The sequence below is a fragment of the Helicobacter pylori genome, from assembly GCF_001653455.1.
Lineage (GTDB): Bacteria > Campylobacterota > Campylobacteria > Campylobacterales > Helicobacteraceae > Helicobacter > Helicobacter pylori_A.
Genome location: NZ_CP011486.1, coordinates 253,341 through 278,398, shown reverse-complemented (window position 1 = coordinate 278,398; position 25,058 = coordinate 253,341). Strand labels below are relative to the sequence as shown.

At 38.4% G+C, this 25,058-nt stretch carries 23 protein-coding genes, 1 tRNA gene and 1 pseudogene; 5 read left to right on the top strand and 20 right to left on the bottom strand.

From position 1 onward, the window contains the following. Positions 1 to 30: 30 nt before the first annotated feature. The 13 genes and pseudogenes from AA977_RS01340 to AA977_RS01280 all read right to left on the bottom strand — a co-directional run bounded on the left by AA977_RS01340 (position 31) and on the right by AA977_RS01280 (position 12,278). A complete protein-coding gene (locus tag AA977_RS01340; RefSeq protein WP_064434286.1) occupies positions 31 to 429 on the bottom strand; it encodes a YkgJ family cysteine cluster protein in 399 nt (132 codons plus the stop codon). A gap of 16 nt (positions 430 to 445) precedes the next feature. Continuing rightward, the gene (locus AA977_RS01335) at positions 446 to 985 is read right to left on the bottom strand and encodes a hypothetical protein (protein WP_033601713.1); all 540 of its coding nucleotides are present in this window, start codon (positions 983 to 985) and stop codon (positions 446 to 448) included. Next, the gene (locus tag AA977_RS01330) at positions 982 to 1,515 is read right to left on the bottom strand and encodes a hypothetical protein (RefSeq protein ID WP_064435172.1); all 534 of its coding nucleotides are present in this window, start codon (positions 1,513 to 1,515) and stop codon (positions 982 to 984) included. Before AA977_RS01330 ends, AA977_RS01335 begins: the two co-directional genes overlap by 4 nt. Then, the gene (locus AA977_RS01325) at positions 1,505 to 2,488 is read right to left on the bottom strand and encodes a DUF8569 domain-containing protein (RefSeq protein WP_064434285.1); all 984 of its coding nucleotides are present in this window, start codon (positions 2,486 to 2,488) and stop codon (positions 1,505 to 1,507) included. The genes AA977_RS01330 and AA977_RS01325 overlap by 11 nt, the downstream gene beginning before the upstream one ends. Next, entirely contained in the window at positions 2,481 to 3,143 is a 663-nt protein-coding gene (locus tag AA977_RS01320; RefSeq protein ID WP_064434284.1) for a lysophospholipid acyltransferase family protein, read from the bottom strand. Before AA977_RS01320 ends, AA977_RS01325 begins: the two co-directional genes overlap by 8 nt. A 34-nt stretch (positions 3,144 to 3,177) precedes the next feature. Next, positions 3,178 to 4,494, bottom strand: a complete 1,317-nt coding sequence (miaB, locus tag AA977_RS01315; protein ID WP_064434283.1) for a tRNA (N6-isopentenyl adenosine(37)-C2)-methylthiotransferase MiaB — start codon at positions 4,492 to 4,494, stop codon at positions 3,178 to 3,180. Positions 4,495 to 4,503: 9 nt separating this feature from the next. After that, positions 4,504 to 4,746 carry a nuclease gene (locus AA977_RS01310; RefSeq protein ID WP_000780064.1) on the bottom strand — a complete coding sequence of 81 codons (243 nt, stop codon included), beginning with the start codon at positions 4,744 to 4,746 and terminating at the stop codon, positions 4,504 to 4,506. A 339-nt stretch (positions 4,747 to 5,085) separates the two neighbouring features. Further along, the gene (locus AA977_RS01305; RefSeq protein ID WP_064434282.1) at positions 5,086 to 6,312 is read right to left on the bottom strand and encodes an adenosine deaminase; all 1,227 of its coding nucleotides are present in this window, start codon (positions 6,310 to 6,312) and stop codon (positions 5,086 to 5,088) included. Beyond that, positions 6,300 to 7,433 (bottom strand): amidohydrolase family protein, encoded by a 1,134-nt coding sequence (locus tag AA977_RS01300; protein ID WP_064435171.1) that lies wholly within the window; start codon positions 7,431 to 7,433, stop codon positions 6,300 to 6,302. Before AA977_RS01300 ends, AA977_RS01305 begins: the two co-directional genes overlap by 13 nt. 9 nt (positions 7,434 to 7,442) lie before the next feature. Continuing rightward, entirely contained in the window at positions 7,443 to 8,162 is a 720-nt protein-coding gene (locus AA977_RS01295; protein ID WP_064434281.1) for a cytochrome c biogenesis protein CcdA, read from the bottom strand. A gap of 49 nt (positions 8,163 to 8,211) precedes the next feature. Continuing rightward, the gene (locus tag AA977_RS01290; RefSeq protein WP_064434280.1) at positions 8,212 to 10,782 is read right to left on the bottom strand and encodes an ATP-dependent Clp protease ATP-binding subunit; all 2,571 of its coding nucleotides are present in this window, start codon (positions 10,780 to 10,782) and stop codon (positions 8,212 to 8,214) included. A gap of 73 nt (positions 10,783 to 10,855) precedes the next feature. Continuing rightward, positions 10,856 to 11,614, bottom strand: coding sequence for a DNA-methyltransferase (locus tag AA977_RS01285; RefSeq protein WP_064434279.1), 759 nt, complete (start codon positions 11,612 to 11,614; stop codon positions 10,856 to 10,858). Beyond that, positions 11,611 to 12,278, bottom strand: a pseudogene (locus tag AA977_RS01280) (BsaWI family type II restriction enzyme). The gene AA977_RS01285 and the pseudogene AA977_RS01280 overlap by 4 nt, the downstream one beginning before the upstream one ends. Positions 12,279 to 12,429: 151 nt before the next feature. Between AA977_RS01280 and AA977_RS01270 the strand changes: the two are divergent. Next, positions 12,430 to 13,044, top strand: a complete 615-nt coding sequence (locus AA977_RS01270; protein WP_033749907.1) for a hypothetical protein — start codon at positions 12,430 to 12,432, stop codon at positions 13,042 to 13,044. Then, positions 13,037 to 14,200: a DNA methyltransferase gene (locus tag AA977_RS01265; protein WP_064434276.1), complete on the top strand. Its 1,164-nt coding sequence runs from the start codon at positions 13,037 to 13,039 to the stop codon at positions 14,198 to 14,200. Before AA977_RS01270 ends, AA977_RS01265 begins: the two co-directional genes overlap by 8 nt. A gap of 15 nt (positions 14,201 to 14,215) precedes the next feature. Here AA977_RS01265 and xseA read toward each other — a convergent pair whose 3' ends face one another. The 7 genes from xseA to hopF all read right to left on the bottom strand — a co-directional run bounded on the left by xseA (position 14,216) and on the right by hopF (position 21,856). Next, positions 14,216 to 15,478, bottom strand: a complete 1,263-nt coding sequence (gene xseA / locus AA977_RS01260) for an exodeoxyribonuclease VII large subunit (protein ID WP_064434275.1) — start codon at positions 15,476 to 15,478, stop codon at positions 14,216 to 14,218. 12 nt (positions 15,479 to 15,490) lie between these two features. Continuing rightward, the gene (gene rseP / locus AA977_RS01255; protein ID WP_064434274.1) at positions 15,491 to 16,537 is read right to left on the bottom strand and encodes an RIP metalloprotease RseP; all 1,047 of its coding nucleotides are present in this window, start codon (positions 16,535 to 16,537) and stop codon (positions 15,491 to 15,493) included. Then, positions 16,534 to 17,223 carry a MotE family protein gene (locus AA977_RS01250; protein ID WP_064434273.1) on the bottom strand — a complete coding sequence of 230 codons (690 nt, stop codon included), beginning with the start codon at positions 17,221 to 17,223 and terminating at the stop codon, positions 16,534 to 16,536. The genes rseP and AA977_RS01250 overlap by 4 nt, the downstream gene beginning before the upstream one ends. Then, positions 17,216 to 17,644, bottom strand: a complete 429-nt coding sequence (locus AA977_RS01245; RefSeq protein WP_064434272.1) for a flagellar export protein FliJ — start codon at positions 17,642 to 17,644, stop codon at positions 17,216 to 17,218. The genes AA977_RS01250 and AA977_RS01245 overlap by 8 nt, the downstream gene beginning before the upstream one ends. Further along, positions 17,641 to 18,876 (bottom strand): adenylosuccinate synthase, encoded by a 1,236-nt coding sequence (gene purA / locus AA977_RS01240; RefSeq protein ID WP_064434271.1) that lies wholly within the window; start codon positions 18,874 to 18,876, stop codon positions 17,641 to 17,643. The genes AA977_RS01245 and purA overlap by 4 nt, the downstream gene beginning before the upstream one ends. Positions 18,877 to 18,982: 106 nt before the next feature. Then, entirely contained in the window at positions 18,983 to 20,401 is a 1,419-nt protein-coding gene (gene hopG, locus AA977_RS01235; protein WP_064434270.1) for a Hop family outer membrane protein HopG, read from the bottom strand. A gap of 12 nt (positions 20,402 to 20,413) precedes the next feature. Then, positions 20,414 to 21,856 (bottom strand): Hop family outer membrane protein HopF, encoded by a 1,443-nt coding sequence (hopF, locus tag AA977_RS01230; RefSeq protein WP_064434269.1) that lies wholly within the window; start codon positions 21,854 to 21,856, stop codon positions 20,414 to 20,416. A 166-nt stretch (positions 21,857 to 22,022) separates the two neighbouring features. Here hopF and AA977_RS01225 point away from each other — a divergent pair. From AA977_RS01225 to nikE, 3 genes are all read left to right on the top strand, one after another. Continuing rightward, a tRNA-Ala gene (locus tag AA977_RS01225) sits at positions 22,023 to 22,098 on the top strand. A gap of 175 nt (positions 22,099 to 22,273) precedes the next feature. Then, positions 22,274 to 23,296 carry an ABC transporter permease gene (locus AA977_RS01220; protein WP_172795998.1) on the top strand — a complete coding sequence of 341 codons (1,023 nt, stop codon included), beginning with the start codon at positions 22,274 to 22,276 and terminating at the stop codon, positions 23,294 to 23,296. Between the two features lie 9 nt (positions 23,297 to 23,305). Beyond that, positions 23,306 to 24,856, top strand: a complete 1,551-nt coding sequence (gene nikE / locus AA977_RS01215; protein WP_064434268.1) for a nickel ABC transporter ATP-binding protein NikE — start codon at positions 23,306 to 23,308, stop codon at positions 24,854 to 24,856. Positions 24,857 to 25,058 lie beyond the last annotated feature (202 nt).

Below are 25,058 nucleotides of genomic sequence, written 5' to 3'. Positions count from 1 at the left end.
ATTTCCTTTTTTGTATAACTAAGGTGAATTTTAGCGCACTTTAGTCTCTTTGGTTTTTTGTGTGATGCCCGGACAGCTTTTGCAAAAAGCTTCCTTTTGCTCTTTAGAAAAAGTTTTCACGCCCTCCCAAAACGGAAAAGTTTGGCATTGTTTGGGGCGCACGCTATAAATCTGGCATTTTTTCGTCTCTAAATCCAAAAACACGCACGCCAAACCCAAATCTTTAGCGTCTTTTTCTAATAAAGAGAACTTATACCCCACCTTTTTAACATATTTTTGACTAAATTCTTCTAATTCCAATTGTAAAAAAGCGCTAATTGTTTGCATTTCTTGGATATTCAAAAAAATATACCCGCTTTCCCCCACGCAACACTTCGCCCCACAACCCTCGCATGCCTTATGATTAAAACTAAAATCAAAACCTTGCATCAAACTCCCTATCATTTTACTGGAAATCAATACTCACGCTAAATTGCACCAACAGCCCTTCATTATCTTTAGAAATCTTTAAGGGTAATTGGCTTTGAGCGCTGGGTAAATATTTGTTGAGCAAAGTGAAAAAAAGATAGGTTTTTTCTAATTCGCTCGCTCTAGCCATGATGAAAAATTGGGTTTTTTGAGAGGGATTTTGAGAGAGTAAGGGTTTGATTTTATAAACATCAAAACATTTTTTTAAAATCTTTTCTAAAATCCGCCTAGACTCTTCATCATTAAAAATCTTTAATAAGGATTCACCCGTTTCTTTTTGACTGCGATAGTTTGCTAGAGCGGTTTCAAAATGCCTTTGCGCGTATTCCAAAACGCTTTTTTTACGATTTTCTTCTAAAAGGATTTTTTTTAATTCCAGCATGCTAGGCCATAGAAAATACTCGGTATTGAGCCAACCAAATAAGGAAAAAATCCCCAAAAAAACAAGGTTTTTAATGATAAAACCCACATCGCCTGATTGCTCTCTGTCTAGGTGTGAAAAATGCAATGGTTTCATTTAATGGACTCCGGGTTTTTTATCAACAAGGAATTAGAAAAATTGGTGGAAACAAAATTAAACCACCCATCGCTTAAGGGGAAAAATTCCGCCCTAGAATAATCAAACATGGGGCTTAACTTGTTTTGGAATAAAAAATAAAAGGCTTCTTTAGAAGGGGTTTTACCGCTCACCACCACGCTTTGTTGGTCTATTTCAATGCTATTAATAGTGATGAGATCTGGAACAATATTCAAAAGCCCTTGCAAAACATCTCGTATATCATCATTGTAATTCAAACGCTTTTTGGCTTCTTTAATGAGCTTTAGGGTTTCATCAGTCTTTACCTGCAAGCGGCTGATTTCATGGCGGTAAAGCTTTTCTTGGATCGTTAAATCAGACGCGTTATCTTGAGTGCTTTTAATGGCGTTATGCATAAACCACACTAACCCCCCTATTACCGCAAAAGATAAAAAAATGTAAAAAACCCAAATTTTAGAAAGCTTGCTGATAAGGTATTTCGCTCTTGGTTCAATGTAACTAAAACGCATGCTTTTCATTCTCCATGCGCGCTAAAACATTCAATTGTTCCACTAAAGAAAAATCCAACCTACTCACTTCCATCATCAAAGTTTCTTGCAAATGCATTAACGCTTTTTGATGGATCTGACAGCTATCCAAAACAACCACTTTTTCCACAAAATCTATATCCCTAGAATGATAAACGCTGCGCAAACCCTCTTGCAAAACATCTGCAATCAAGGGGATATTCGTCATGCCTTCAATCAAACTATAAGCGTCCTCTGTCATTTTTTCGCTATTATCCTTACTGCTATCTAGGCCTATCGCTTCTTCAAGGCTGTCAATATCTTCTTGGATTTCACTCAAAAACAAATTCACAGCCTCATTACTCATTTCCATAGAATCTTCTTCTTTGCTCTCTATAAACTCTTCAGGTTGTTCTTCTAAAAACATAGATTGGGCTAAAAAAATCTCTTTTTTATCCGCAATCAAAAAATAAAACCTTGAACGCTCCAAAAGCAAATACAACAACGGCTTTTCTTCTAACTTGTCGTGCACAAATTCATAAATAAGGCTAAAAGGCGAAAACAAAAAATCCACATCCTGGACCTTAAAACGCTTAAAATCCTTTAAAAAATCCTTAGATTCCACATAAACGCAATATTTTTGATTGACTTCACAAGTTTGATAATCCTGATTTTCTCGCTTGATTTGTTCAAACGCTTGCTTTTCGCATAAAATCTCTTTGGCTTTAACCATCGCGCTAAAATAAGTATAGGGGTATTTTTGGCTATAACTTCTGGCGATTTTTAAAGCTTGAATGGGGACTTCGCCGTTTTTTGTTTCCACTTTCGTCTCAAAAGTTTTAAAAAATTTCTCTTTAATGCGGTGGTTTTTAATCCTTAAAATTTGAGCAGATAAAAGGTTGTGATCCACATTAAAAGAGATATACACTTGAGAGCAAAACTTCTCTTTAAACGCTTTTTTTAACCCTTTAAGCACCCAAATCCTTTGTGTGAGACTCTTGTAATTCCGTATTGCAAGAATCCATGCGCGTTTTTAAAAATTCTTTAGCCTTTGAAAGATCCCATTCTTTAGGGATGATTACAGATTCTAGCATGTAGTAATGCACTTCGCTAAAAGGTTTAGGGATTTCAAATTTATCCCAAGTGTTCAACTGCCATGCGTTTTTGCAAACCACCCGACATGCGCTAATCCCTACGCCTGATTTTTGAGCCAAAGCGATCACCCCATCCGCTATGCTGTGTCGTGGGCCTTTTGGGCCATCAGGCGTGATAGCGACATCATAACCCTCTTTTAGGCGTTTAAGCCCTTCTATCAAAACCTTAACCCCCCCTTTTTTGCTAGAACCTCTAATATTTTTAAACCCAAAGCTTTCAAACAAAACCGCCGCAATAGAGCCGTCAAAATGCTGGCTTGCAATCACATAAATACAAGGTTTTTTAAGCCTTAAATACGCAAACCCAATCATGCCAAGCTCGCCATGCCAACAGCTTACAATAAAGGGTTTTTCTTTTAAATTTTGAGCTAAAAAATAGCGGTTTTTGCAAGTTTTATGCAACAACCAAAGGACCCCAAACGCCAAGCGAGGGACAATCCTTAAAACGATATTTTTTCTGAAAATTTTTAAGCTCAACTCTTGCCCTTAACCCTACTTTTAATGGTTGCTCTTATTGGTTGTTTTTAGCACTCGCTATCAAGCGCCCTTTAGCATGAGAGATGATTTCTACTTCCACAAGCTCGCCTAAATTTCTTTTTTCTTTACAAGTTACTTCAATGAATTTCCCTGTATCGCTGCGCCCTTCAAACCCCACGATCCGCCCATCAACTTCGCGCTTATTTTCCACCAACACCACATGCGTTTTACCCACTTCAAGCCTGGCTTTTTCTTCTAAAATTTCTTTGTGTCTGTTTTGCAACCTTTCTAACCTTAGAGATGAAACTTCTAGCGGCACTCTTTCTTTCCAAGCTCCCGCTTCTGTGAAAGGGCGTGGGGAGTAAATGAAACTATAAAGCGTGTCAAAACGCACTTTTTCTAACACCTCCATCGTGTCTTCAAAATCCTTATCGCTCTCATTAGGAAAGCCCACGATAATATCCGTGCTAATGCCCACTTCAGGCGCTAAAGCCTTTAATTTTTCCACCCGATTTAAAAACCACTCTTTACTATAACCCCTTCGCATCATCTTTAACACCGCGCTAGATCCGCTCTGTAAAGGCATGTGGATACTCTTGCACACTTTAGGGTTTTTTGCAAACCTTTCTAAAAATTCATCATTCATGTGCAAGGGGTGGGGCGAAGTGAATCGTATCCTTTCAATGCCTGGAATTTCGCTCAATTTATCCAACAAATCGCTAAAATTCACTTTCGCATGATCGCTGCTGAAACGAACGCCATAATTATTCACATTCTGCCCTAAAAGCATGAGCTCTTTAGTGCCGTTATGAGCCAATTTCTCGGCTTCTTTTAAGATCAAATCCATAGGGATAGAAATTTCTTTTCCCCTAGTGTGCGGGACAATGCAATAAGCGCATTTTTTATCGCAACCTATGGAGATGTTTAATAACGATCTAACTTCAGCCTTTTTTTCAAAAAACTCAAACGCATACGCGCTTTCATCATAATCAATCGCTACCTCAACGGCTTTTTCTTTATGGATCACTTGAGAGATTTTAGACACATTCCTAGCCCCTAACACAAAGCTCACGCTTGGGGCTTTTTTCAAAATATCCGCTCCCATGTGGCTTGCAGTGCACCCGCAAACCCCAATTTTAGCGTTAGGTTTTTTGATTTTAGCGAATTGACCGATTTCTGAGAATAATTTTCGCTCAGGTTTTTCACGCACGCTGCAAGTGTTGATTAAAATCAAATCCGCCATTTTAGGGTCGTTAGTCTCTTTATAGTCTAGTTTGGAAAGCTCGCTTAACAAATGCTCGCTATCTCTAGAATTCATCGCGCAACCCATGGTTTCAATATAAACTTTCAACACGAGCCTTTAAATGATGTGCAATTCATAAAGAAAATCTTTTTCATCAGTGCTGACCCTCACCTCATCTAAATAAGCCGTATGACCCTTTTCTTTGAAAAAATCCACCGCTTTGAGCATGTCTTTATGGGCGTTTGTGGGGGCAAAATAAAAAATAGAACGCTTGTCTTCATTGAATTTTTTATACAAATCTTCTAATTCCACGCTCTTGGTGTCTGATTTTCTCGTGTTTTTGGCTAAAACTAATTTCATAGATTCTCCTTAATTGATTTAATCCTCTCATTTTAACGCATTCTGTCTTTAGAATAAATTAGACTCTATTTTAATCAAAGATTAATAACTAAAGCCTTATTTGATTTTAACATTCTTTATTTTTTAGAATTTTGTTTTTAAACCCATTCCCTTAAGGGGATAGGGGGTATTTTGAAATAACTCCCCCTACAACCCCTTTATAAGAAACCCCCTAACCCCCAAAGAGCGCTTTTTTTAAAAGACTACCGCTTGATTAAAATCAAGCTCTTTGCTATTTTAAAAATACTAAAAGCATTTTTTATTTAGAACTCCTTAAAAACAAAACCATCAATTACTTTTTTAAACCACCCTTTCCCCCCCTAAAAACAAGCATTCCACCTCTTTAGCATGCAATAAAAATTGCAAAATCGCTTGCTCTTTATTAAATTTTTCATTAAAACCAAACACGCTCAAATCCGCCCTTTTATCAGCTTGTATCTCGCCATTATTCAAAGCTAAAGCTTTAGCCCCATAAAGCGTTGCCCCTAAAAGAGCCATTTTGGCTAATTCCAATAACGGCATGTTGTGGGTGAGCAAAAACGCCCTTAATTCGTCTAAAAGGCTCAGCGAAATATTGGAACTCAAGCCATCAGTAGCCACGCTCACGCTCAAATTGGCCTCTCTAACCCTTTCTAAATCCAAAGCTTTCCCACTCAATAAGCGGTTAGAGAAAGGGCATGTGATTAAAAAAGCGTTTTTCACTTGAGATTTGATTCTTTTTAACACTTCCAAAGAAGCGAACTGGTTATGCACAAACAAAGTGTGCGTGTCTTCAAACATGTCAATGTAATCATTCGCGCCTTTATAGAGCGACTTGAAATTAGACTCTTTCAAAAAATGCTGGTAAAAATTCTCAAACCACCCTTTAGAATTTTCCACCCATTCTAGTTCTTCAAACGATTCTAAAAAATGCGTAGAAAGCAGGCTTTGTGAGTCTTTGGCTAATTGGATAACGCTCAAAGCCATGTCTTTTTGAACCGAATAAGGGGCATGCACAGCGAGAGCGGCTTTAAGTTTTGCATCTTCTAAATCTTTTAAATCCTTAAATTTTTTCTCAAACGCTTTTAATTTTTCTAAAGAATAACTGCTCCCTAAAAACTCCAAAAACACGACAGCATTCAAAGGGCTTTCTTTCAACAAACCCACTTCTATCAAGTGGTTAGAAATCGCTCCCACGCTCCCTACCCCGCTTTTTAATTGTGCAGTGATGGCGTTTTGGATAGCCCCTTGGCAATTTTCTAAAATCGCCCCCCCATTGTTTAACACGCTCCCTAACCAGCCAGAAAAACTCCCGTAATCAAAACTCGCCTTGTTGTTGGAAAATTCAAAATGGGTGTGCGCGTTGATAAAAGCGGGCAAAAGGACGGAGTTTTCAAAAAACTGCGCTTTTAAATGGGGGTATTTGAGCGTTAAGCTTTTATAATCGCCTACTTCAACAATCTTTTCATCAAAGACCACGCCATAATCTTCTAACACTTCGCATTTTTCATTACACAAAAAAACTAAAGACGCTCCTAAAATTTGCATGCACTCTCCTTAATAAATGTGGTTTGCCCTTTTAAGATCATTCTTTGAACTTCGCCATATAATTCTAAACCATAAAAGGGCGAATTTTTATTGCTCACCCTTATTTTAGCGTTTAAATCCACGATCATGAGATTGGCTAATTGATTTTCTTTCACCTCGCCTGCATTGAGTTTTAAAAATTTCGCTTGATTAGACGCCATAACCTTAATGAGCTGTTGCAAATCAATAACCTTTTTTTGAACCAAAAAAGTGTAAGCCACGCTAAAAGCGTCCTCTATGCTCTCACACCCAAAAGCGCTTTCTTCAAAAAGCTGTGCATTAGAATTTTTAGAAACATGAAGGCTTGTGAGCATAGAAATTTCGTTATTTTTTAGGGCGTCTTTTAGGGCGTTTTGATCTTTTTTGTCCCTTAAAGGAGGAGCGATTTTAAACCTAGGATCATAATCTTCATACACGCTTTCATCTAGTGCTAAATGGCTTAAAGGCGCTTGGGCTTGCAATTTCGCCCCTAAATCATTAAAGGCTTTGATGAGTTTGAGCGTGGTGATGCTATTCACTTTATCTAAAAGCACAGGGATTTGTAACGCTCTAGAAACTTCCATGAAACGCACTAATTGCGTGTTTTCAAACGCATTTTCTATAAAATTTTGCCCCAATTCATAGGCTAATTCCCCGCTATTTAGGGCTTCAAAAGAATTTTCTAAAGAGATTAAAAGGGGCAAGTTGTAAGATTTTGCATAATGGCTGATGAGCTCTAAAAAAGCATCAGACTCTACGATTAAAATTTCCCCCCCTTTATTTTTAAGCGTAGCGATGTCGGCTAGCTGGTTGTTTTTAATCGCCATGATGTTTTTAACACCGCTTTGATCGCAATTAAAAACATTGAGTAACCCTACCCCCCCTTTAAAAGCCTTTTGTTTTAAATTTTCATAGCCCTCCAAGCAAGTAACGCTCAAATCTATAAAACTTGGCAACACGAATAAATTTTTACATTCAACCACTTCTTCGCTGCCACTAGGGCTTAAGTTTTCTTTAATTTCTGCAATAAGGGAATTTTTTAAGCGGATGTCCGCTCTTTTCAAACCTTTGTCATCATAAAATGAAGCGTTTTTTAAAAGCACCATTGCCTCCTATTTTTGTAAGAAATTCGTCAAGCTTTCCATAGAGTTGGTTACAATCAACACCCCCATTAAAATAAGCACTAACCCTGAAATAATTTCAATAATGCGGTTGTATTTCTTTAAAGATTTTAAAAATAAAAGCGCTCTTTCTAGCATTAAAGCCACCAATAAAAAAGGGATCGCCAAGCCCGTTACAAACACCACCATAAGCATCAAGCCATAAGCGTCCTTACTCGCGCTCATGATCACTATGGAGGTGAATATCGGTCCGATGCATGGCGTCCAGCCTAAAGCGAAACTCATGCCTAAAAGAAAAGGGTAAAAGCGTTGCATGCCGTTAGACTTGCTCGCTAAACGGACGCTTTGAGTTTTATATAAAAATGCAAAACGAAACACGCCTAAAAAATGCAGCCCAAAAAGGATCACAATCCCCCCGGCGATATAATTCACCCAAGAAAACGAAAAGCTATGGATAAGCTTGGCCATAGACATGCCCACGCCCAAAAACACGAGCGAAAACCCTATCACAAACATCAAGGATTTTAGAAAAACCGAAACCCTTTTAGCCTTACCATCTTTAATATCCTCTAAAGAAATTTGAGAAATATAAGACATATACGCCGGGATCAAAGGCAACACGCAAGGGCTTAAAAAAGTCAAAATCCCGGCTAAAAGCGAAGTCAAAAGAGGCGCTGTTTCAAAGAGATTAACCAGCGTGTTATCAAACATCATTCAATCCTTTTTAAAAATAATTATTTCTCATCTTTATAACAAAACCTCACTGAATTTTAGGCACAATTTCGTTATTTTCTACCACAAACACCACGCTATCATTTTCTTTGATTTTATCTTCTAAAATGAGTTCAGCGAGCTTGTCTTCTACCATTTCGTATAACGCGCGTTTTAGTGGTCTAGCGCCATAGAATCTGTCAAACCCCACTTCGGCGATCAATTCCTTTGCCTTTTCATCTAAAGTAATATTAATACCCCTTTCAAGCGCTTTTTTTTGAATGTTTTCAAAGAGTATCCCCACGATATTAATAATGGCATGGCTATCTAGCGCGTTAAAGGAGATGATTTCATCTAAGCGGTTTAAAAATTCTGGCTTGAAAAATTGTCTCAAACTCTCTTTAATGGCTTTTTGTTTATCGGCTTCACTCAAACCCTCTTCTAAAAGCACACCGCTAGCGACATTGCTGGTTAAAATCAAAATCGTGTTTTTGAAATCCACCCTCACGCCCTTACTATCGGTTAAATGCCCCTCATCTAAAACCTGCAACAAGAGGTTAAACACATCCGGATGGGCTTTTTCCACTTCATCTAATAACACCACGCTATAAGGTTTTCTGCGCACCGCTTCGGTCAATTGCCCGCCTTCTTCATAGCCCACATACCCAGGAGCGGCCCCAATAAGACGACTTATAGCATGCTTTTCCATGTATTCGCTCATGTCAATTCTTATAAGATTTTTATCGCTATCAAACAAGAATTGCGCCAAAGCTTTAGCGCTCTCGGTTTTACCCACGCCTGTTGGCCCTAAAAAGAGAAAACTCCCTATGGGCTTGTTACTATCGCTAAGCCCGGCCTTATTCCTTTTAATCGCTTTAGCGATCGCTTTGAGCGCTTTTTCTTGCCCCACCACCCTTTTTTGCAATTCGCTTTCAATGTTTAAAACCCTATTCTTTTCGCTTTGGAGCATTTTTTGAACCGGGATGTGCGTCCATTGGCTCACGATTTCAGCGATATTGTTTTCGGTTAAAGCGTTTTGCAAAAGTGCACCATTTTGTTGCATCGCTTCCCATTTGTGTTGCAATTCTTCTTCTTTCTTTTCATTTTCAGGGATTTTAGAGTATTCAATTTCAGCCGCTTGTTGGTAATCCCCATTGCGTTTAAACCTTTCAGCCTCTTTTTTCAAATTTTCCATTTCCATTTTCAAGCGTGAAATTTCTTTAAACACTTCTTTTTCGTTTTCAAATTGCGCTTCTAATTTGATTTTTTCTTCTTTCAAATCGCTCAATTCTTTAAGGATTTCTTGCATGCGTTTGTGGTTGCTCTCTTTGTTTTCCATTTCAAGGGCTTGTTTTTCCATTTCTAGTCTTTGAATGGAGCGCTTCACGCTAGAGAGTTTTGCCGGCTCTGATTCCATTTGCATTTTTAATTGAGCCGCCCCCTCATCAATCAAATCAATCGCTTTATCGGGTAAAAACCTATCGGTGATATAACGGCTGGAGAGTTTAGCGCTCGCTATGAGCGCGGAGTCATTGATGGTGATATTATGGTGCGTTTCTAAAGTTTCTTTCAACCCCCTTAAAATCTGTAAAGCTTCATTGATGCTAGGCTCATTGAGTAAAATGGGTTGGAAACGCCTTTGTAGCGCCATGTCTTTTTCAAAATACTTGCGGTATTCTTTTAGAGTGGTCGCTCCAATCGTGTGCAATTCCCCCCTAGCTAGAGCCGGTTTTAAAATATTCGCCGCATCCATGCCCCCTTCACTAGCCCCAGCCCCCACAATCGTGTGGATTTCATCAATGAATAAGATCACATTCGCGCTCTTTTTAACTTCTTCAATCACCTTTTTCAAACGCTCTTCAAACTCGCCTCTGTATTTGGCTCCAGCCACTAATAAGCTTAAATCTAAAGCGATGACTCGTTTGTTTAAAAGCGTTGTAGGCACTTCTTTATTGACAATGCGTTGGGCTAACCCCTCCACAACAGCCGTTTTCCCCACTCCAGGCTCGCCCAATAAAATAGGGTTATTTTTTGTTTTTCTGATCAGAATTTGCATCATGCGAATGATTTCTTCATCTCTTCCGATCACCGGATCGAGTTTATTTTCTAAAGCTTTTTGCGTCAAATCAATGCCAAATTTTTCTAAACTTTCTAAATTAGAATCATCGTTTTTATCCTGAATAGTTCTGCCTTTTCTTAAAAATTCTAAAGTTTTTTGCAATTCTTTAGTGTCTAAATAGGGCTTTAAAACGCTTTCAAAAAGACTCATGTTAGCCACAAGATACACATCTACAGCAATGAAAGAATCGCCCGTTTTAGCCATCAAACCTTGAGCGTTTTCAAAACTTTCTATCAAAGCTTGGTTTAATTGGATATTTTGTTTGCTGATTTGTGAAACTTTAGCAAACTTATTTAATTCGCTTTGAACGCTAAGCCTTAAAGCTGGAATATCCACAGACATTTTTTGTAAGGCTTGAACGAGAATGCCTTGGGAATTATTAAGCATTGCAGAAAGCATGTGTAAGGGCGTTACTTCAGCGTTTTTGTGGTGTAAGGCTAGAGCGAGCGCGCTGTCTAAAGTCTCATGCAATTGGTCAGTCATTTTTTCAAATAAATTCATTATCAATCCTTTTTGAGTTGTAAAAATTTTTACTATTTTACACTATTTTCACTCTCAAAGGCTTTTAAGAGGCTCACACCAATGACAAACTCTCCACAATACGCTTTTTAGACAGCTCGCAATATTCTTTTTCAATTTCTAACCCCACGCTAAAACGCCCTAAAGCGTTGGCCTCTAAAATAGTCGTACCAGAGCCGCTAAAAGGATCAAAAATCGTGTCTTCCAAAAAAGAAAACAATTTGATGCAACGACTGGGTAATTCCCTTGGGAATGGGGCTGGGTGTTTCAAGCGTTTTTTGGATTCGCCGCTAAAACTCCAAAGCCCGTTCGTGTAGAGTAAAAATTCCTCTCTACTCATCGTAGAAGTTTGTTTTTTTCGTTTGTATTCGTTTTTATAAAAAACAATGATTAATTCCACAGGAGCGATAGCATAAGGCGCGCTAGCTTGCAGCCAACTCCCCCAAGCGGTGCGTCTTGAAATGTTGCTTTCATTCCAAATGATCGTATTTTGGTATTTCCAACCGCATTCTTTAGCCACCGCTGTAATATCTGCCCCCAAACTTTGTTTGCCGTGTTTATTCGTATCTAAAGGGACATTCAAGCACAACCTCGCTTGCTCCTTACCCCAAAAATAACAATTTTTAAGCCAATTTTTGCACCAATTCAAATACTCATCATAAGCCCTAAAATCGTTACTCCCTTGATATTCAATACTCAAATTATAGGGCGGTGAAGTGATGCATAAATCATAAAAACCTTTTTCAAAAGTCTCTAAAACGCTCGCATCGCCATGGTATAAACGCAATTTATCCAAACTGAAATAAGGTTTCATAAAAGCCTTTTTAAATCTTCTAATAAATTCTCTATGCCCTTGATTTTACAACTTTCATCAAAACCGCTTTTGGCTAAATAAATGCCATCTAATTCATGCTCCATAACGATCCTGGCTTTTTTGGGCTTGTCTTTAAAACTGATTTCATCATCGTTATCCGGTGTTATCATAAAGACTTTAATATGAGAAGTTATGGGCGATTGCAAAAGTTTTAATTTCCAATAAGGCGTTTCTGTGAAACGCTCCCTAAACGAATTTTTTACCGATAAAACCGCTAGAATTTTGATATTATCCTTATTGATTTGATACAGAACAATATCGGGCAAAACGCTATATTCCCCAAAATGCACCCATAAAGCCCATTTGACTTTATCCAGCTCTTTATTAACGCTCTTAGCCCTTAAGATTTTATCGTTCGTCATTTTGACATTGTTTTTAATGCAAAAATCTTTTAATAAAAGTTCTATGATTTTCTCCAACGCTCTTCCCATAGCACTCACAAAGCCTTGTCTGGCTAAAACACTAGCCTCTTCCTTGCTTTTATTTTGCTATTTAAAAAGCGTTCTTTTTCTTGCGCGTAAAAAACTTGAAAAAACTTGTAAGGCTCAGGCTGTTCTCTCATAAAATCTTTAAAACGCTCTAAAATCGTATCGGCTAAACTCAATCCAAACACCTTTATAGAAATCAATCAAATTATAATACAAAACCCTTTTATAATGGCTGGTATTTTAAACAAGGCATTCTGCTTAAAAGTATTGCTGATAAATAATATACTTTCACTAAAATAATATTGACAGAATTTCAAAGGGTTAGACATGCAATTTTTGAATCAGTCTTTAGGATTTTTTAATAAAGGGTGCTTTGAACCCATTGATAGAAATTTCATTACAGAAAGCTATCAAGCGTTAAAGCCAATTGAAAAAATTCAAAATCAATACAATAAACATGATAATGATTCATTTTTCAATGAGTTGAGAGACAGCATGGTGGCTTTATATTTAGACTATGATCTTATCAATACCCAAAAGCATGGTCTTGATGCTAAAAAAAGTTCAAGCGATGAATTTTTAGAGATCAAACAAGTATCCTTTCAAAGTAAAACTTGGAGCGCGACTTTTAATGACACTACTTTAGAAAAAGCCAAGGTTTTTTGCGATATTAAAACAACTTTAGCCGTGGGTGTATGGAATAATATTTCTAATCTTTTATTCATTGTTTATGGGAAGCACCCTGAAATGGGATTGTATTTAGAACAAAAAGTAAAAGAGTGCCATAATGAAAGCAGGCGCTCAACTCAAACGATAGGCATCAGTAAATTAATCAAAGAATTTGGTTTCAAAATGAAACCCATTGATTTAAAAGAACAAGAGCTTATCAATCTTTTTAATCTTAAATGCGGTCATTTTTCTTGGGGAAACTCCCTTGCATAAAGTTTTTATTATGGAAGCTTTGGAGTGTTTGAAAAGGATAGAAAAAGAAAGTGTCCAAACCATCTATATAGATCCCCCTTATAACACCAAGAGTTCTAATTTTGAATATGATGACGCTCATGCTGACTACGAAAAATGGATTAAAGAACATCTGGTTTTAGCAAAGGCTGTGTTAAAACAAAGCGGTTGTCTTTTTATTTCTATAGATGACAACAAAATGGCTGAAGTCAAAATCATTGCCAATGAAATTTTTGGAGTGCACAATTTTTTAGGCACTTTTATCACTAAACAAGCCACAAGATCTAACGCCAAACACATCAATATTACCCATGAGTATGTTTTAAGCTACGCCAAAAATAAAGCATGCACTCCTGGCTTTAAAATCTTACGAACGCTTTTACCCATTTATGATAAACCATTAAAAGATTTAATGCGAACGATTAAGAGCGTTTTCAAACAAAAAGGGCAAGCCCAAGCCCAACTTGCCTTAAAAAAACAAATCAAAGAGCTATCCCAAAAAGAACATTTTAATTTTTTAAAAAATTATAATTTAGTGGATGAAAAAGGTGAAATTTATTTTGCTAAAGATTTATCCACGCCTTCAAACCCACGCAGTGTAGCGATAGAAGAAATCAATCTTTTTTTAGAACCCTTAAAAAGCAGAGGGTGGAGCAGCGATGAAAAGCTTAAGGAATTGCATGATCAAAACAGACTTGTTTTTAAGAATAAGCGCCCTTATGAAAAATACTATTTAAAAGAATCGCAAGATAATTGTTTGAGTGTGTTGGATTTTTATAGCCGACAAGGTACAAGAGATTTAGAAAAATTAGGCTTAAAAGGGCTTTTTAAGACACCAAAGCCTGTAGAATTGATTAAATATTTATTGTTATGCTCCACCCCTAAAGATTCTGTCATTTTAGATTTTTTTGCAGGTAGCGGGACAACCGCGCAAGCCGTTGTAGAAGCTAATAAGGATTATCATTTGAATTGGTCGTTTTATTTATGCCAGAAAGAAGAAAAAATTAAAAATAATTCGCAAGCTACTAGTATTTTAAAAAATAAAGGGTATAACAGCACCATTTCAAATATCATGCTGTTGCGTTTAGAAAAAATTATCAAAAGAAGTGAATACGAAATTTTAAACATGAAATTTTAAAGATTTTTTCAAACCCTACGCTTTATCCACGCTCAAAATTGCAGCGCTCGCTCTGACCTTTTCGTTATCCAATTCAATTCTATCGCCCATTTTTAATGCCTCTAATTCTACCGCTTGATTGTTTTTGCTCACAAACGCCCCGAATTTGGGCAATTTCAAATGCGCATGAGCGAGTTTAAGGGCGTTGTCTAGTCTGTTTAATCGTTCTGTTTTAGTTTGTAAAAAAGGGCTTGTGAAGAGTTGGGTAGAAATTTTTTCCAAAAGCGTTTTTTTAAGGCGTAAAAATTCTAAGGTTTTATTTTCTAAAGCGATTTTTAATTTCTCTAGTTTTAAAGAATTTAAATGGTGCTTGTTTTCAAAACTCAACCGCTTTAAAGAAGCCGCTAAATGCTCTAAATGCACCTTTTTTTGATGGAGCAAGATTTTAAAAGAGCGTTGCAATTTCAAGCTAAATTCATCAAGTTTTTGCTGCCATTCCTCACTGCTAGGGAGTAATATTTCCATCGCATTAGATGGCGTAGAAGCCCTTAAATCCGCCACCGAGTCGCTCAATAAAAAATCGCTCTCATGCCCAATAGCTGACATGCTGAAAGTTTTAGCCAAATGGAGTGCATCAGCGATTCTTTCATCATTGAAAGAATACAAATCCTCCATGCTCCCCCCACCTCTAGCCACCACAATTGCATCAAAAGCGTTTTTTGTGTTATGAAAACTATCCGCATAAGCGATGCTCTCCACCACGCTTTGAACGCACCCCTCCCCTTGCATTAAGGTATTGATACAAACCAATTCGCACATCGGCCATCGTTTGAAAGCGATCTTTTGCATATCCGCCCAAGCGGCTGAATTTTGAGAAGTGATGACTGCCACTCGTTTAGGAAAACTTGGTTTGGGTAATTTATTTTTTTTATCAAAATAGCCTTTAAGGCGTAATTTTTCTTTCAATTGCTCTAAAGCCAAAGCCAATGAACCCCAATCTTTAGGCTCTATTTCAAAGCAATTGATTTGATAATCCCCCCTTGGAGGATACACGCTAATAGCCCCAAAAACAGCCACTTCCTGCCCTTCTTTTAAGGCGAATTTAAGCTTACTAGCATTCCCCCTAAATAAAGTGCATTTAATCACTGACTGGCTGTCTTTGAGCGAAAAATACGCATGCCCGCTCGCCTTATGGATAGTCAAATTGCTCACTTCCCCTTGAACCCTAACTTGCAAAAAAGTCGCTTCCAAAAGGGCTTTGATTTGTGCATTGATTTCACTCACGCTCAATGCATCCATCAATTCCTCCTTTTATAGCAAACGAGTAATATCATTGAAAAGCCCTAAAAACATGACAAAAACCAAAAACCCCACCCCCACTAGCCACAACGCATTCTGTATGATCACAGGCAAAGTGATATTAAAAATATTTTTAAAAATAACCCCTAGCATTTGCCCCCCATCTAAAGCGGGAATGGGCAGTAAATTTAAAACCCCTAAATTAATGGACAAAAACGCCCCAAACAATAAAAGCGTATGAAAGCTATTGGCATGGCTTAACGCTCCCACAATGCCTATTACCCCACTCAATTCTTTGGCTGAAGCGCTCCCCACAATCAAACGCTTTAAAGAAACTATAATCAAATCAGCGCCCTCTTTAAATTGGATCAAAGCCTTTTTGAACGCTTGGAACAAAGAATAAGAAACAACGCCCATTTTTTGCATGTCCGGCTTGATGCCTATCACCTTGTATTGGATCATTTCATTAGGGTCGTTAGAATCGCTTATCACCGCCACGATTTTAGGGGTTAGTCGTTTTTCTAAAATCTGGTTGTTTCGCTCTATTTCTACAATTAACTCGCCTTGAGAGCGCGCCACTATCCCTCTAATCCCTCTAAAACTCGCTATTTTTTGATGGTTGATAGAAAGGATTTTATCCCCCTTTAACAGCCCGGCTTCTAGCGCGTTATTTTCTAAATCGCCAATGATGGGCAGTAAGACTTTTTCCCCACTCAATGCCAGAAAAAAATACACTAAAATCGCAAAAAGAAAATTAAAAAACGCCCCCCCAAACAATATCCATAGCTTTTGAGAAGGGCTTTTTTGTGCATAGCTATCGCTATCTTCATTCATATCGCTATCTTCTTTATCCATGCCCTTTAATTTCACATAGCCCCCAAGCGGGATCAAAGACAAAGCGAATTGCGTGCCAAAAAGCCTAAAAAACCAGAGTTTTTTACCAAAACCAATGCTAAAAACTTCTACTTTGACCCCACAAAGCCTAGCAATAGTGAAATGCCCTAACTCATGGACAAAGATTAAAAACGCTAGCGTTAAAATCGCTGCAATTAACATTATACCCCTTTAGATGCAGACTCTTGCACATTTGGTTCTTTCATATTAGGCTCTTTTATGGTTGGTTCTTTTATGGTTGGCGCATTAGGGGGCGTGGGCGTTAGGGGAGGCTCTGTGGCTTTTTGGTTTTCTTGATTTTCTCGTGGAGGTTTTTGCCATAATTCCGTCAAAGCCGCCGCTTTTTTAGGATCCATTTTGGCTAAAATTTTGCCTAATTCCTGGGGCTTTAAAGCCATTAAAATTTCTAAGGCGTTTTTGGTGGGCAAATTTTCTAAAATCAAAGCCGATTTGGAATCTTTCATCTTAGAATAAGTTTCGCCAATCTTACTTTCTTTAGCTTGCTTGATTTCTCTTAAAATATCTTCATTTTCTTCTATCAAATTTTCAAGGCGTTTTTTTTCTGCAACTTGCAAGCTTTTAAAGGCTTCTTCTTTAGCGGTTAGATTTTTTAGTTTTTCTTCTATTTCTTTTTCTTTTTGGTTTAACAATTCGCTTTTTTCTTCCAAAAGGCGAGCATTTTCGGTTTGCAAGATCCTTAAAGACTGCTCTTTTTCGCTCAATTGGCGCAAATCGTCTTTCAGTTCCGCTTTTTTAGATTCAAAAATCGCAGAGCATTGCAACAATTCTTGTGCGGCTTCTTCGCTAAAAAGCGCTTGCAAAACAAAGCCTGTGAGTAAGATTTTACGCATGCAAACCCTCTTTTTGCCAGTGCAAGATCATGGCGTTTTCATCTAAAAGAGCCTGCTCTTTTTTCTCCATGATTGCTTTTTCTTTTTGTTTTTCTTTTTCTAAAATGATTTTAGCTTTTTCTAATTCTTGGTTAGCCAAAAGATAGTCTTTTTCTAAGATTTTTAAATTTTCGTGCAAAATTTCGCATTCTTGTTGGTAACGCTCTATCTCCATCCTTAAAGCGCTTTTTAATTGTTGGGTTTGTAAAAAAAGGCCCATTCCCCCAAAATTAGGGTTTTTAAACGCGCTCAAATCCATTTGTTTGTTTAAAATTTGTTGTTCATTTTGTTGCAACTCCAGGCGTTTGTTTTGAAGCTTTTGCTCTATTTTTTCTAACGCAAGGGTCTTTAATTGCACCAACACAGAAGCGAATTTTTTCATAGAAAAATCGTGTCTTCTCTTTCAGGGCTTGTAGAAATCAGGCGGATTTTTACCCCCACTTCTTCTTCAATAAAACGGATATACTCTCTAGCGTTTGGCTCTAAATCCTCTAATTTTCTCACGCCCGCGCTTTTTTCCCAGCCCTTAAAAGTTTGATAAATCGGCACGCAATCTTTCAAATCGCTAGGGAAAGCCTTTAATTTTTCGCCCTTTCTTTCATAAGCCACGCACACCTTAATTTCATTAATTTTGTCTAAAACATCTAATTTCATTAAAGCTAATTGCGTGCAACCATTCAAAGCGCAAGCGTATTTTAAAGCCACCAAATCCAGCCAACCGCAACGCCTTGGGCGTTTGGTTGTCGTGCCAAACTCAGCGCCTTGAATCCTTAAATGATCCCCCATAGGCGTAAGGTCTTCGCTAGGGAAAGGCCCGTTCCCCACACGAGTAGAATAAGCTTTTGTGATGCCTATAATCTCATTAATCGCTCTAGGGTTTAAGCCGGTGCTCACGCATGCACTCGCGCTCGTGGTGTTAGAGCTTGTTACAAAAGGGTAAGTCCCTAAATCAATGTCTAAAAGCGTGCCTTGCGCCCCTTCTAGTAAGATTTTTTCGCCCTTTTGATTGGCTTTTATTAGCATGCTGGTCGTGTCTTTGATAAAGGGGCGGATTTTTGGGGTGTATTGTTTAAAATACTCCCTCAAATCTTTTTCATAAGCTTCATTCAAACCATACGCTTCTTTAAAAGGCTCAATGGCTTTGAAATGCGCTTTTAATTTTTCTTCTAAAATTTTATCGTCTAACAAATCCCCCATTCTTATCCCGCTCCTTGCCATTTTATCCTCATAGCAAGGGCCTATGCCCTTTTTAGTCGTGCCGATGTTTTGAGATTTTTCTTTAAAAGCGTCTTTTTGCACATGGTAGGGCAAGATCACATGGGCTCTATCGCTAACAAACAAACGATTTTCTAAATTTTCAAACGCATTGATTTCTTCGCACAAATCTTTAACGCTCACGACCACCGCGCTAGAAATGATATTCTTGCATTGCGGGTATAGCACCCCTGAGGGCATTAAATGCAAAGAATGCTTAACCCCCTTATGCACAATGGTATGCCCTGCGTTATGCCCGCCTTGATAGCGCACCACAAAGTCATAATCCTTAGCGATTCTATCCACAATTTTTCCCTTCCCCTCATCCCCCCACTGGATCCCCACAACGACATCTGCCATAAAATTACCCTTAAAATAAAGTAGATTAGATTGTTTAAAAGCTTGTTAGAATACCAAAAAAAAGTAAAAAGCCCCTTTAAACTCTAAAAATACCTTTTTAAAGAGTTTAAAAACCTATCGTGTAATTGATATAGAACGCATACAAACGCCTATAATCCACATCAGCCCCATTCGCCCTCAAATACCTTTGATTGATCGCTGGAATCTTCACGCCAAACTCCATTCCATGCTGAATGCTTTGAGACGCGCTCAAAAACCGGCGGTGCATGGTGCTAGCAAAATGAGCCCTTAAACCCAAATTAAACAAAAATTGGAAATTCGTGGGAGTGGGGCTTTTTTGAAACGAGTCTTCAATTTGACTTTTTAAAGAGCTATCCCAAGTGTTACCCGCTATTTGAATGCCCCCAAACACCCCCACATTCAAGGATTGATCGCTAAAAACCCTCCTAAAGATATTCCACAAAAAGTCTGTGCCAGCACCATAAGTAAAAATATTCGCCTTAACAGCGCTACTAAGACTGCCTAATTGCGTAAAGCCGTAATCAAAGAAAGCGTAGTATCGCAAGCCTATATTCCGCTTGCTCCCAAAAAATTGCTTATAGCCCATTTGAACGCCAAAGCCATTAATAACCCCATGCTGAGAGCTTTTGCCTGGCCCAAATTGGGGCAAGTAAGGTTCATCGTAATTGTTTAGCATTCCTCCTAGTTGTTTTAAATTCTCTTGGTAGGTAGCGATTCGATCCGCAATGGTTTTCACATCCTTTTGAAGCATGGCTCCTGCACCACCGCTGTTATTCAAGCCTTCTGCGATCTGACCTAGTTTTGCTGAAGAAGTGTTATTAAAAAGCTGCATTTGGGCTAAAAGCCCTTTTAAAAACACCGAATTGCTATCCAAATTCACCCTTGTGAGCGCGTTTAAAAGCGCCACGCTTTCCGTGGCTAAAAGGCTGAATTCACTTTGAGAGCCATGGAGAACTTTTATAATTCCTACATATCCAGGAACGACTCCATTATTACTGCCATTATTGCTATTATTAACCAAGTTATACAACACATTACTCAAATACACTTGCAAGGCTTGAGCGCTATAAGCGTTTTTATCCACTTCAAAGCGTTGCTCAATTTGGGGGAGTATTTTTTTAAATTGGGTTAATTCTGCGTTGTTGTTATCAATAGTTTTATTGGTATTAACAATTTGATTGCCTATCCCTAAAAGAGCGTCCATGGTCGTGTTTGTCGCTAAGGTTAAAAGCCCATTACTCCCTGCCATGCCTACGCCCACTTGGCGGAAATCATCAATGACATTATTCCTTAGAGTGCTACCTTTGTTATTGATATTTTGTTGCGCACCGCCGATTTGATAGCCTATCCCCATATAAAAGCCATCGTCTTCAGCTAACGCCATGCTTAAAGGAAAGCTAAAAAGCAGAGCGGTTTTTAAAAGCCCCTTTTTGAGCATTTGGTATTTGCTATGACCTTGTTTCATTCTTGTATTCTTTATCTCTTTTGTATTGGTATCTTTCATCAAGAGCCTTCCTTAAAAACCGACTGAATAGCCCACATAGAAGCTAAAATTCCGCATATAGCTCGCGCTTGAGCCTTGAGTTGCAAAATACTTATGAGCGATAACAGGGATTTTCACCCCAAATTCTATCCCTTGGTCTAGCCTGTGTTTATTGAAATTGGTTTTTGCAAAGTTAGTGCGTACGCCCAAATCAAACAAGAATTGGAACGAGCTAGACTTGACATCAGGTCTTTGCCCGCTCAATAAGTTCGTTACATTCGTGCTCCAAGTTTGCCCTGCAATTTGAGCCCCAAAGAAAAGGCCTATTGTAGTCCTTTCCCTCCTTCTAGAGCGTTCAAACACATTGTATAAAAAATCCGTCCCTACCCCATAAGTAACAAGATTTGCCCCCACTTTTAAATTCGTATCGCCAAAATTCGCATAGCCATAATCCAAAAACCCATAATACCTTAAGCCAATATTTTTCTTATGGGTGAAAAATTGTTTATAGCCCATCTTGGCCCCAAAGCCATTCATGCTCGCTGACTGGTAATCTTTGAGCGAAAAGAGATTAGGGATATAAGAAATCTTATAAAGAGAGCTAGCCGAATACTCAAACTGATTCAAGCTCGCATTGATGATGTTTATGGTTCTGTCTAACCCTTGCTTATAGATGAGCTGATTTTTACTGAAACAAGACGATGCACTGCTACAGATATTTTTCTCAATAAAACTCCCTAAGTTTAAAGTCTCTCTGTCTAGAGAAATCCCGCTCTTAATCAAAGCGTTAAGCTCGCCAACCGTAGAATTAGCCCCTATCAAGCCCGTTTGCGAAGAAAAATTTTGCATGCCAGTGGCAATATCGCCCACGCTCACGCCGTTATACGCTCCATTGGTCCCGCCTGCCCCTAAAAGCATGACTTTCATGATATTTTCGTATAGCCGTTCGTTATTTTTTTGTTGGGTTACATTCACTTGCCCTAAAGCTAAAACGATGTTTTGAGCCACTAAGAGCATGCTATCAGTAATGCCGATTTGTTCTTTCCCCACATCCACCACCAAAGGCTTAATGACACCTTCTGAAGCGTATTGTTGGGATAGATCCAATAATTTTCCCAAAATCCCTAGAGATTCCTCTAAATTGACTAAGGCTGGGTTTGGTGCGCTTTGTCCGTTTGGTTGCGATGGTTGTGCATTGTTGTTTGCGCCTTCACTTAGAAGAGTTTTTGTTTTATTCCCTAAAATATCCAAATAATAGGACAAGGGAATAGCAGAGGTTTGCAACCTCACAGCCCCATCTCTTATTAATTGCTTCAATTCTTGCGCTTGGGTAAAGCCTGGATTTTTCAATTCCTGTCTGGCCAAACTCGTTTGGTAATCAATGACAAAAAACGCCCCATCTTCTTCAGCGTTGCACAAATGCATGCCCGCTAGTAAAGAAAGGGTGATCATTTTCTTAAAGGGGTAATTTTTCAAAAATATCCTTTTTGCTTTTTTGCTTCGGTAAGTGATTTTACTTCATCTATAAAAGAAACTTTCTAATTTTAAGATAATCATTCTTATTTTGCCCTTAAGTGTTTCAAAAAAACATCAAATTGACATCTTTTAAGCAAAATGTTATAATGCTCGCTTAATTTTATTTGGGGTGTTAGCTCAGCTGGGAGAGCACAACGCTGGCAGCGTTGAGGTCAGGGGTTCGAACCCCCTACACTCCACCATAAACCCCCTAAGATCGCTTTTTTAAAAAGACTACTGCTTGATTAAAGTTTGATTAAAATTTAATTGAAATCAAACTCTTTATTATATTGATGATAAAAAATGCCTTGAACATGTTCTTGCTAGTATTACCCATAATTAATTATAATCTTAGGAATTGTTTTTCATCAAGGGAGTTTGAGCGTGAGCAGTTTGTTTAAAATGCGTATTCTTAGTTTTAAAGAGAATAAGCGGGCGGTCTTTTCGCTCTATCTTTTTATTGCTTTGTTAGCGCTTTCTCTTTTAGCCCCCTTGTGGGTGAATGAACGCCCCTTATTTATCTATAAGGATAATAAGGCGTATTTCCCCATGTTTAAAAACTATGCGGAAGTGGAGTTTGGAGGCGATTTTTTCACCCCTACGGATTATAACGATCCTTATGTGCAAAACACGCTTTTAAAAGACGCTTTCATTATCCATGCACTCATTCCTTATAGCTACGATACGATCATTATGGATTTAGACTCGCCCGCTCCCACCCCCCCAAGCTTCAAACACCTTCTAGGCACAGACGATCAGGCTAGAGATGTGTTAGCCAGATTGGTTTATGGCTATCGTGTTTCTTTAGTGTTTGGGATTTTACTCACGCTTTTTAGCGTTCTTATTGGCGTGAGTTTGGGAGCGTTTCAAGGGTATTATGGAGGGTTAGTGGATTTATTAGGGCAAAGGTTGAGCGAGATTTGGAGCGCAATTCCCATGCTTTTTTTACTTATTGTGATTTCTAGCGCGTTCAATTCTAATTTTTGGATCATTTTATTTTTAGTCTTGCTCTTTAGCTGGATGGGGCTTTCTCAAGTCGTGCGCACGGAATTTTTAAAAGCAAGGAATATGGACTACACTAAAGCCGCTAGAGCGCTTGGGGTGAATGATTTAAAAATCATTTTTTACCATGTCTTACCCAACGCTTTAGTGGCGACGATCACTTATGTGCCGTTTTTAATGGCGGCTAGCATTTCCACTTTAGTGTCTTTAGATTTCTTGGGTTTTGGCATGCCTATAGGGAGCGCGAGCTTGGGCGAATTGGTCAATCAAGGCAAGGATAACCTCACCACGCCTCATTTAGCCATCGTTGCGTTTGTGGCGATTAGCTTGTTGCTTTCTGTTTTGGTGTTCATTGGCGAAGGGGTGCGCGATGCTTTCAACGCTAACATGCTCAAATAAGGGGGGTTAATGCTAGAAATCAAGAATTTAAGTTGCGCTTTAAACGCCCATTTTTCGCTCCAAAACATCAATATTTCGTTAAATTCTAGCGAAAGGGTAGCGATCGTGGGCGAGAGCGGGAGCGGTAAAAGCTCTATCGCTAACATTATCATGCGATTAAACCCCAGGTTTAAGCCTTATAATGGCGAAGTGTTGTTTGAAAAAACCAACCTTTTACAAGAAAGCGAAGCGTTTATGCAAGATTTAAGGGGCAATATGATCGCTTACATCGCTCAAGACCCCCTATCCAGCCTAAACCCTTTGCATAAAATCGGCAAGCAAATGAGCGAAGCCTATTTTTTGCACCACAAAAACGCTTCTAAAACGCTCCTTAAAGAACAAGTTTTAAACGCCATGAAACAAGTCCAGCTAGATGAAAAGCATTTGGATCGTTACCCTTATGAATTGAGCGGAGGGCAGCGCCAAAGGGTGTGTATCGCTATGGGCATTATTAATGCACCCAAACTGCTCATTTGCGATGAACCTACCACCGCCCTAGATGCGCAAATCCAAAACCAGATTTTAGACTTGCTCAAACAATTGAGCGTGGAGAAAAACATCGCCCTTTTATTTATTAGCCATGATTTAAAGGCGGTCAAGCGCTTAGCCGATAGGGTTTATGTGTTAAAAAAAGGCGAAATAGTAGAAACCAATCTGACTAAAGAGCTTTTCAATAATCCCAAACACGAATATTCAAAACTCTTGATTCAAGCTTCTCATTTACCCGCCAAAAATTTAAAAGCGCTAGATGAGACGCTTTTAGAGGTGAGGGATTTTAGCGTTTATTACTTGCAAAAACGCTTTTTTAGGCCTTCTTTAAAAAAGCCCCTTATCGCATCAGTGGAATTTTCTCTCAAAGCCAAAGAAAATATTGGCATTATTGGCGAAAGCGGGAGCGGGAAAAGCTCTCTAGTGTTAGGGCTTTTAAAGCTCGCTTTAAATAGTGGGGAAGAAAAGATTTTAGGCGAAAGCGTGGGGTCTTTAAACTCTAAGGCGTTCAAACCCTACCGCAAGATCTTGCAAATGGTGTTTCAAGACCCTTACGCTTCATTAAACCCTCGCCTAAGCATTCAAAGTATTTTAACTGAGGCTTTGCACTTCGCTTACCCTAAAGCTTCCAAAGAAGAATGGCACCATTTAGCTGAACTTTGTTTAGAAGAAGTGCGCTTGGATTCTAAACTGCTCAATTTTTACGCTTATGAATTGAGTGGTGGGGAGCGCCAAAGAGTAGCGATCGCTAGAGCGATTGCATTAAAACCTAGAATCATTCTTTTAGATGAACCTACCTCTGCTTTAGATAAGAGCATTCAAAAAAGCGTGCTGGAATTATTGTTGAATTTGCAAGAAAAACAAGACTTGAGCTATTTGTTTATTAGCCATGATTTGGATGTGATCAAAGCGTTTTGCGATAAGGTGTTAGTGATAAGTGAAGGAAAGGTCGTAGAAACGGGTGCTATTAAAGAAGTGTTTGAAAGCCCCAAACATGATTATACCAAGCGTTTGTTAGAATCTAGGCTTTAAATTTTTGTTTCAAAATTTAAAAAAATACCTTTAGCATTTTTTTAGGATTAAATAGCAAAAAGCTTGCGCTAAGCAAACGATAACTTATTAAAAAAAGCGGTCTTTTAGAGTTATGGGGTTTATAGTTGGTGGTTATAAGGGAGAATTGTTTCAAAATACCCCTATCCACTTAAGAAAATGGGTTTTTACTATAAAACAAAAA

What these genes read in the sequence shown, in the direction of transcription:
- AA977_RS01250 (WP_064434273.1), bottom strand. Translation starts at nt 17,223, where the DNA reads ATGCGTAAAATCTTACTCACAGGCTTTGTTTTGCAAGCGCTTTTTAGC.
- xseA (WP_064434275.1), bottom strand. Translation starts at nt 15,478, where the DNA reads ATGGATGCATTGAGCGTGAGTGAAATCAATGCACAAATCAAAGCCCTT.
- hopG (WP_064434270.1), bottom strand. Translation starts at nt 20,401, where the DNA reads ATGAAAGATACCAATACAAAAGAGATAAAGAATACAAGAATGAAACAA.
- nikE (WP_064434268.1), top strand. Translation starts at nt 23,306, where the DNA reads ATGCTAGAAATCAAGAATTTAAGTTGCGCTTTAAACGCCCATTTTTCG.
- AA977_RS01305 (WP_064434282.1), bottom strand. Translation starts at nt 6,312, where the DNA reads ATGCAAATTTTAGGAGCGTCTTTAGTTTTTTTGTGTAATGAAAAATGC.
- AA977_RS01310 (WP_000780064.1), bottom strand. Translation starts at nt 4,746, where the DNA reads ATGAAATTAGTTTTAGCCAAAAACACGAGAAAATCAGACACCAAGAGC.
- AA977_RS01270 (WP_033749907.1), top strand. Translation starts at nt 12,430, where the DNA reads ATGCAATTTTTGAATCAGTCTTTAGGATTTTTTAATAAAGGGTGCTTT.
- AA977_RS01290 (WP_064434280.1), bottom strand. Translation starts at nt 10,782, where the DNA reads ATGAATTTATTTGAAAAAATGACTGACCAATTGCATGAGACTTTAGAC.
- AA977_RS01335 (WP_033601713.1), bottom strand. Translation starts at nt 985, where the DNA reads ATGAAACCATTGCATTTTTCACACCTAGACAGAGAGCAATCAGGCGAT.
- AA977_RS01295 (WP_064434281.1), bottom strand. Translation starts at nt 8,162, where the DNA reads ATGTTTGATAACACGCTGGTTAATCTCTTTGAAACAGCGCCTCTTTTG.
- AA977_RS01330 (WP_064435172.1), bottom strand. Translation starts at nt 1,515, where the DNA reads ATGCGTTTTAGTTACATTGAACCAAGAGCGAAATACCTTATCAGCAAG.
- purA (WP_064434271.1), bottom strand. Translation starts at nt 18,876, where the DNA reads ATGGCAGATGTCGTTGTGGGGATCCAGTGGGGGGATGAGGGGAAGGGA.
- AA977_RS01245 (WP_064434272.1), bottom strand. Translation starts at nt 17,644, where the DNA reads ATGAAAAAATTCGCTTCTGTGTTGGTGCAATTAAAGACCCTTGCGTTA.
- AA977_RS01340 (WP_064434286.1), bottom strand. Translation starts at nt 429, where the DNA reads ATGCAAGGTTTTGATTTTAGTTTTAATCATAAGGCATGCGAGGGTTGT.
- AA977_RS01285 (WP_064434279.1), bottom strand. Translation starts at nt 11,614, where the DNA reads ATGAAACCTTATTTCAGTTTGGATAAATTGCGTTTATACCATGGCGAT.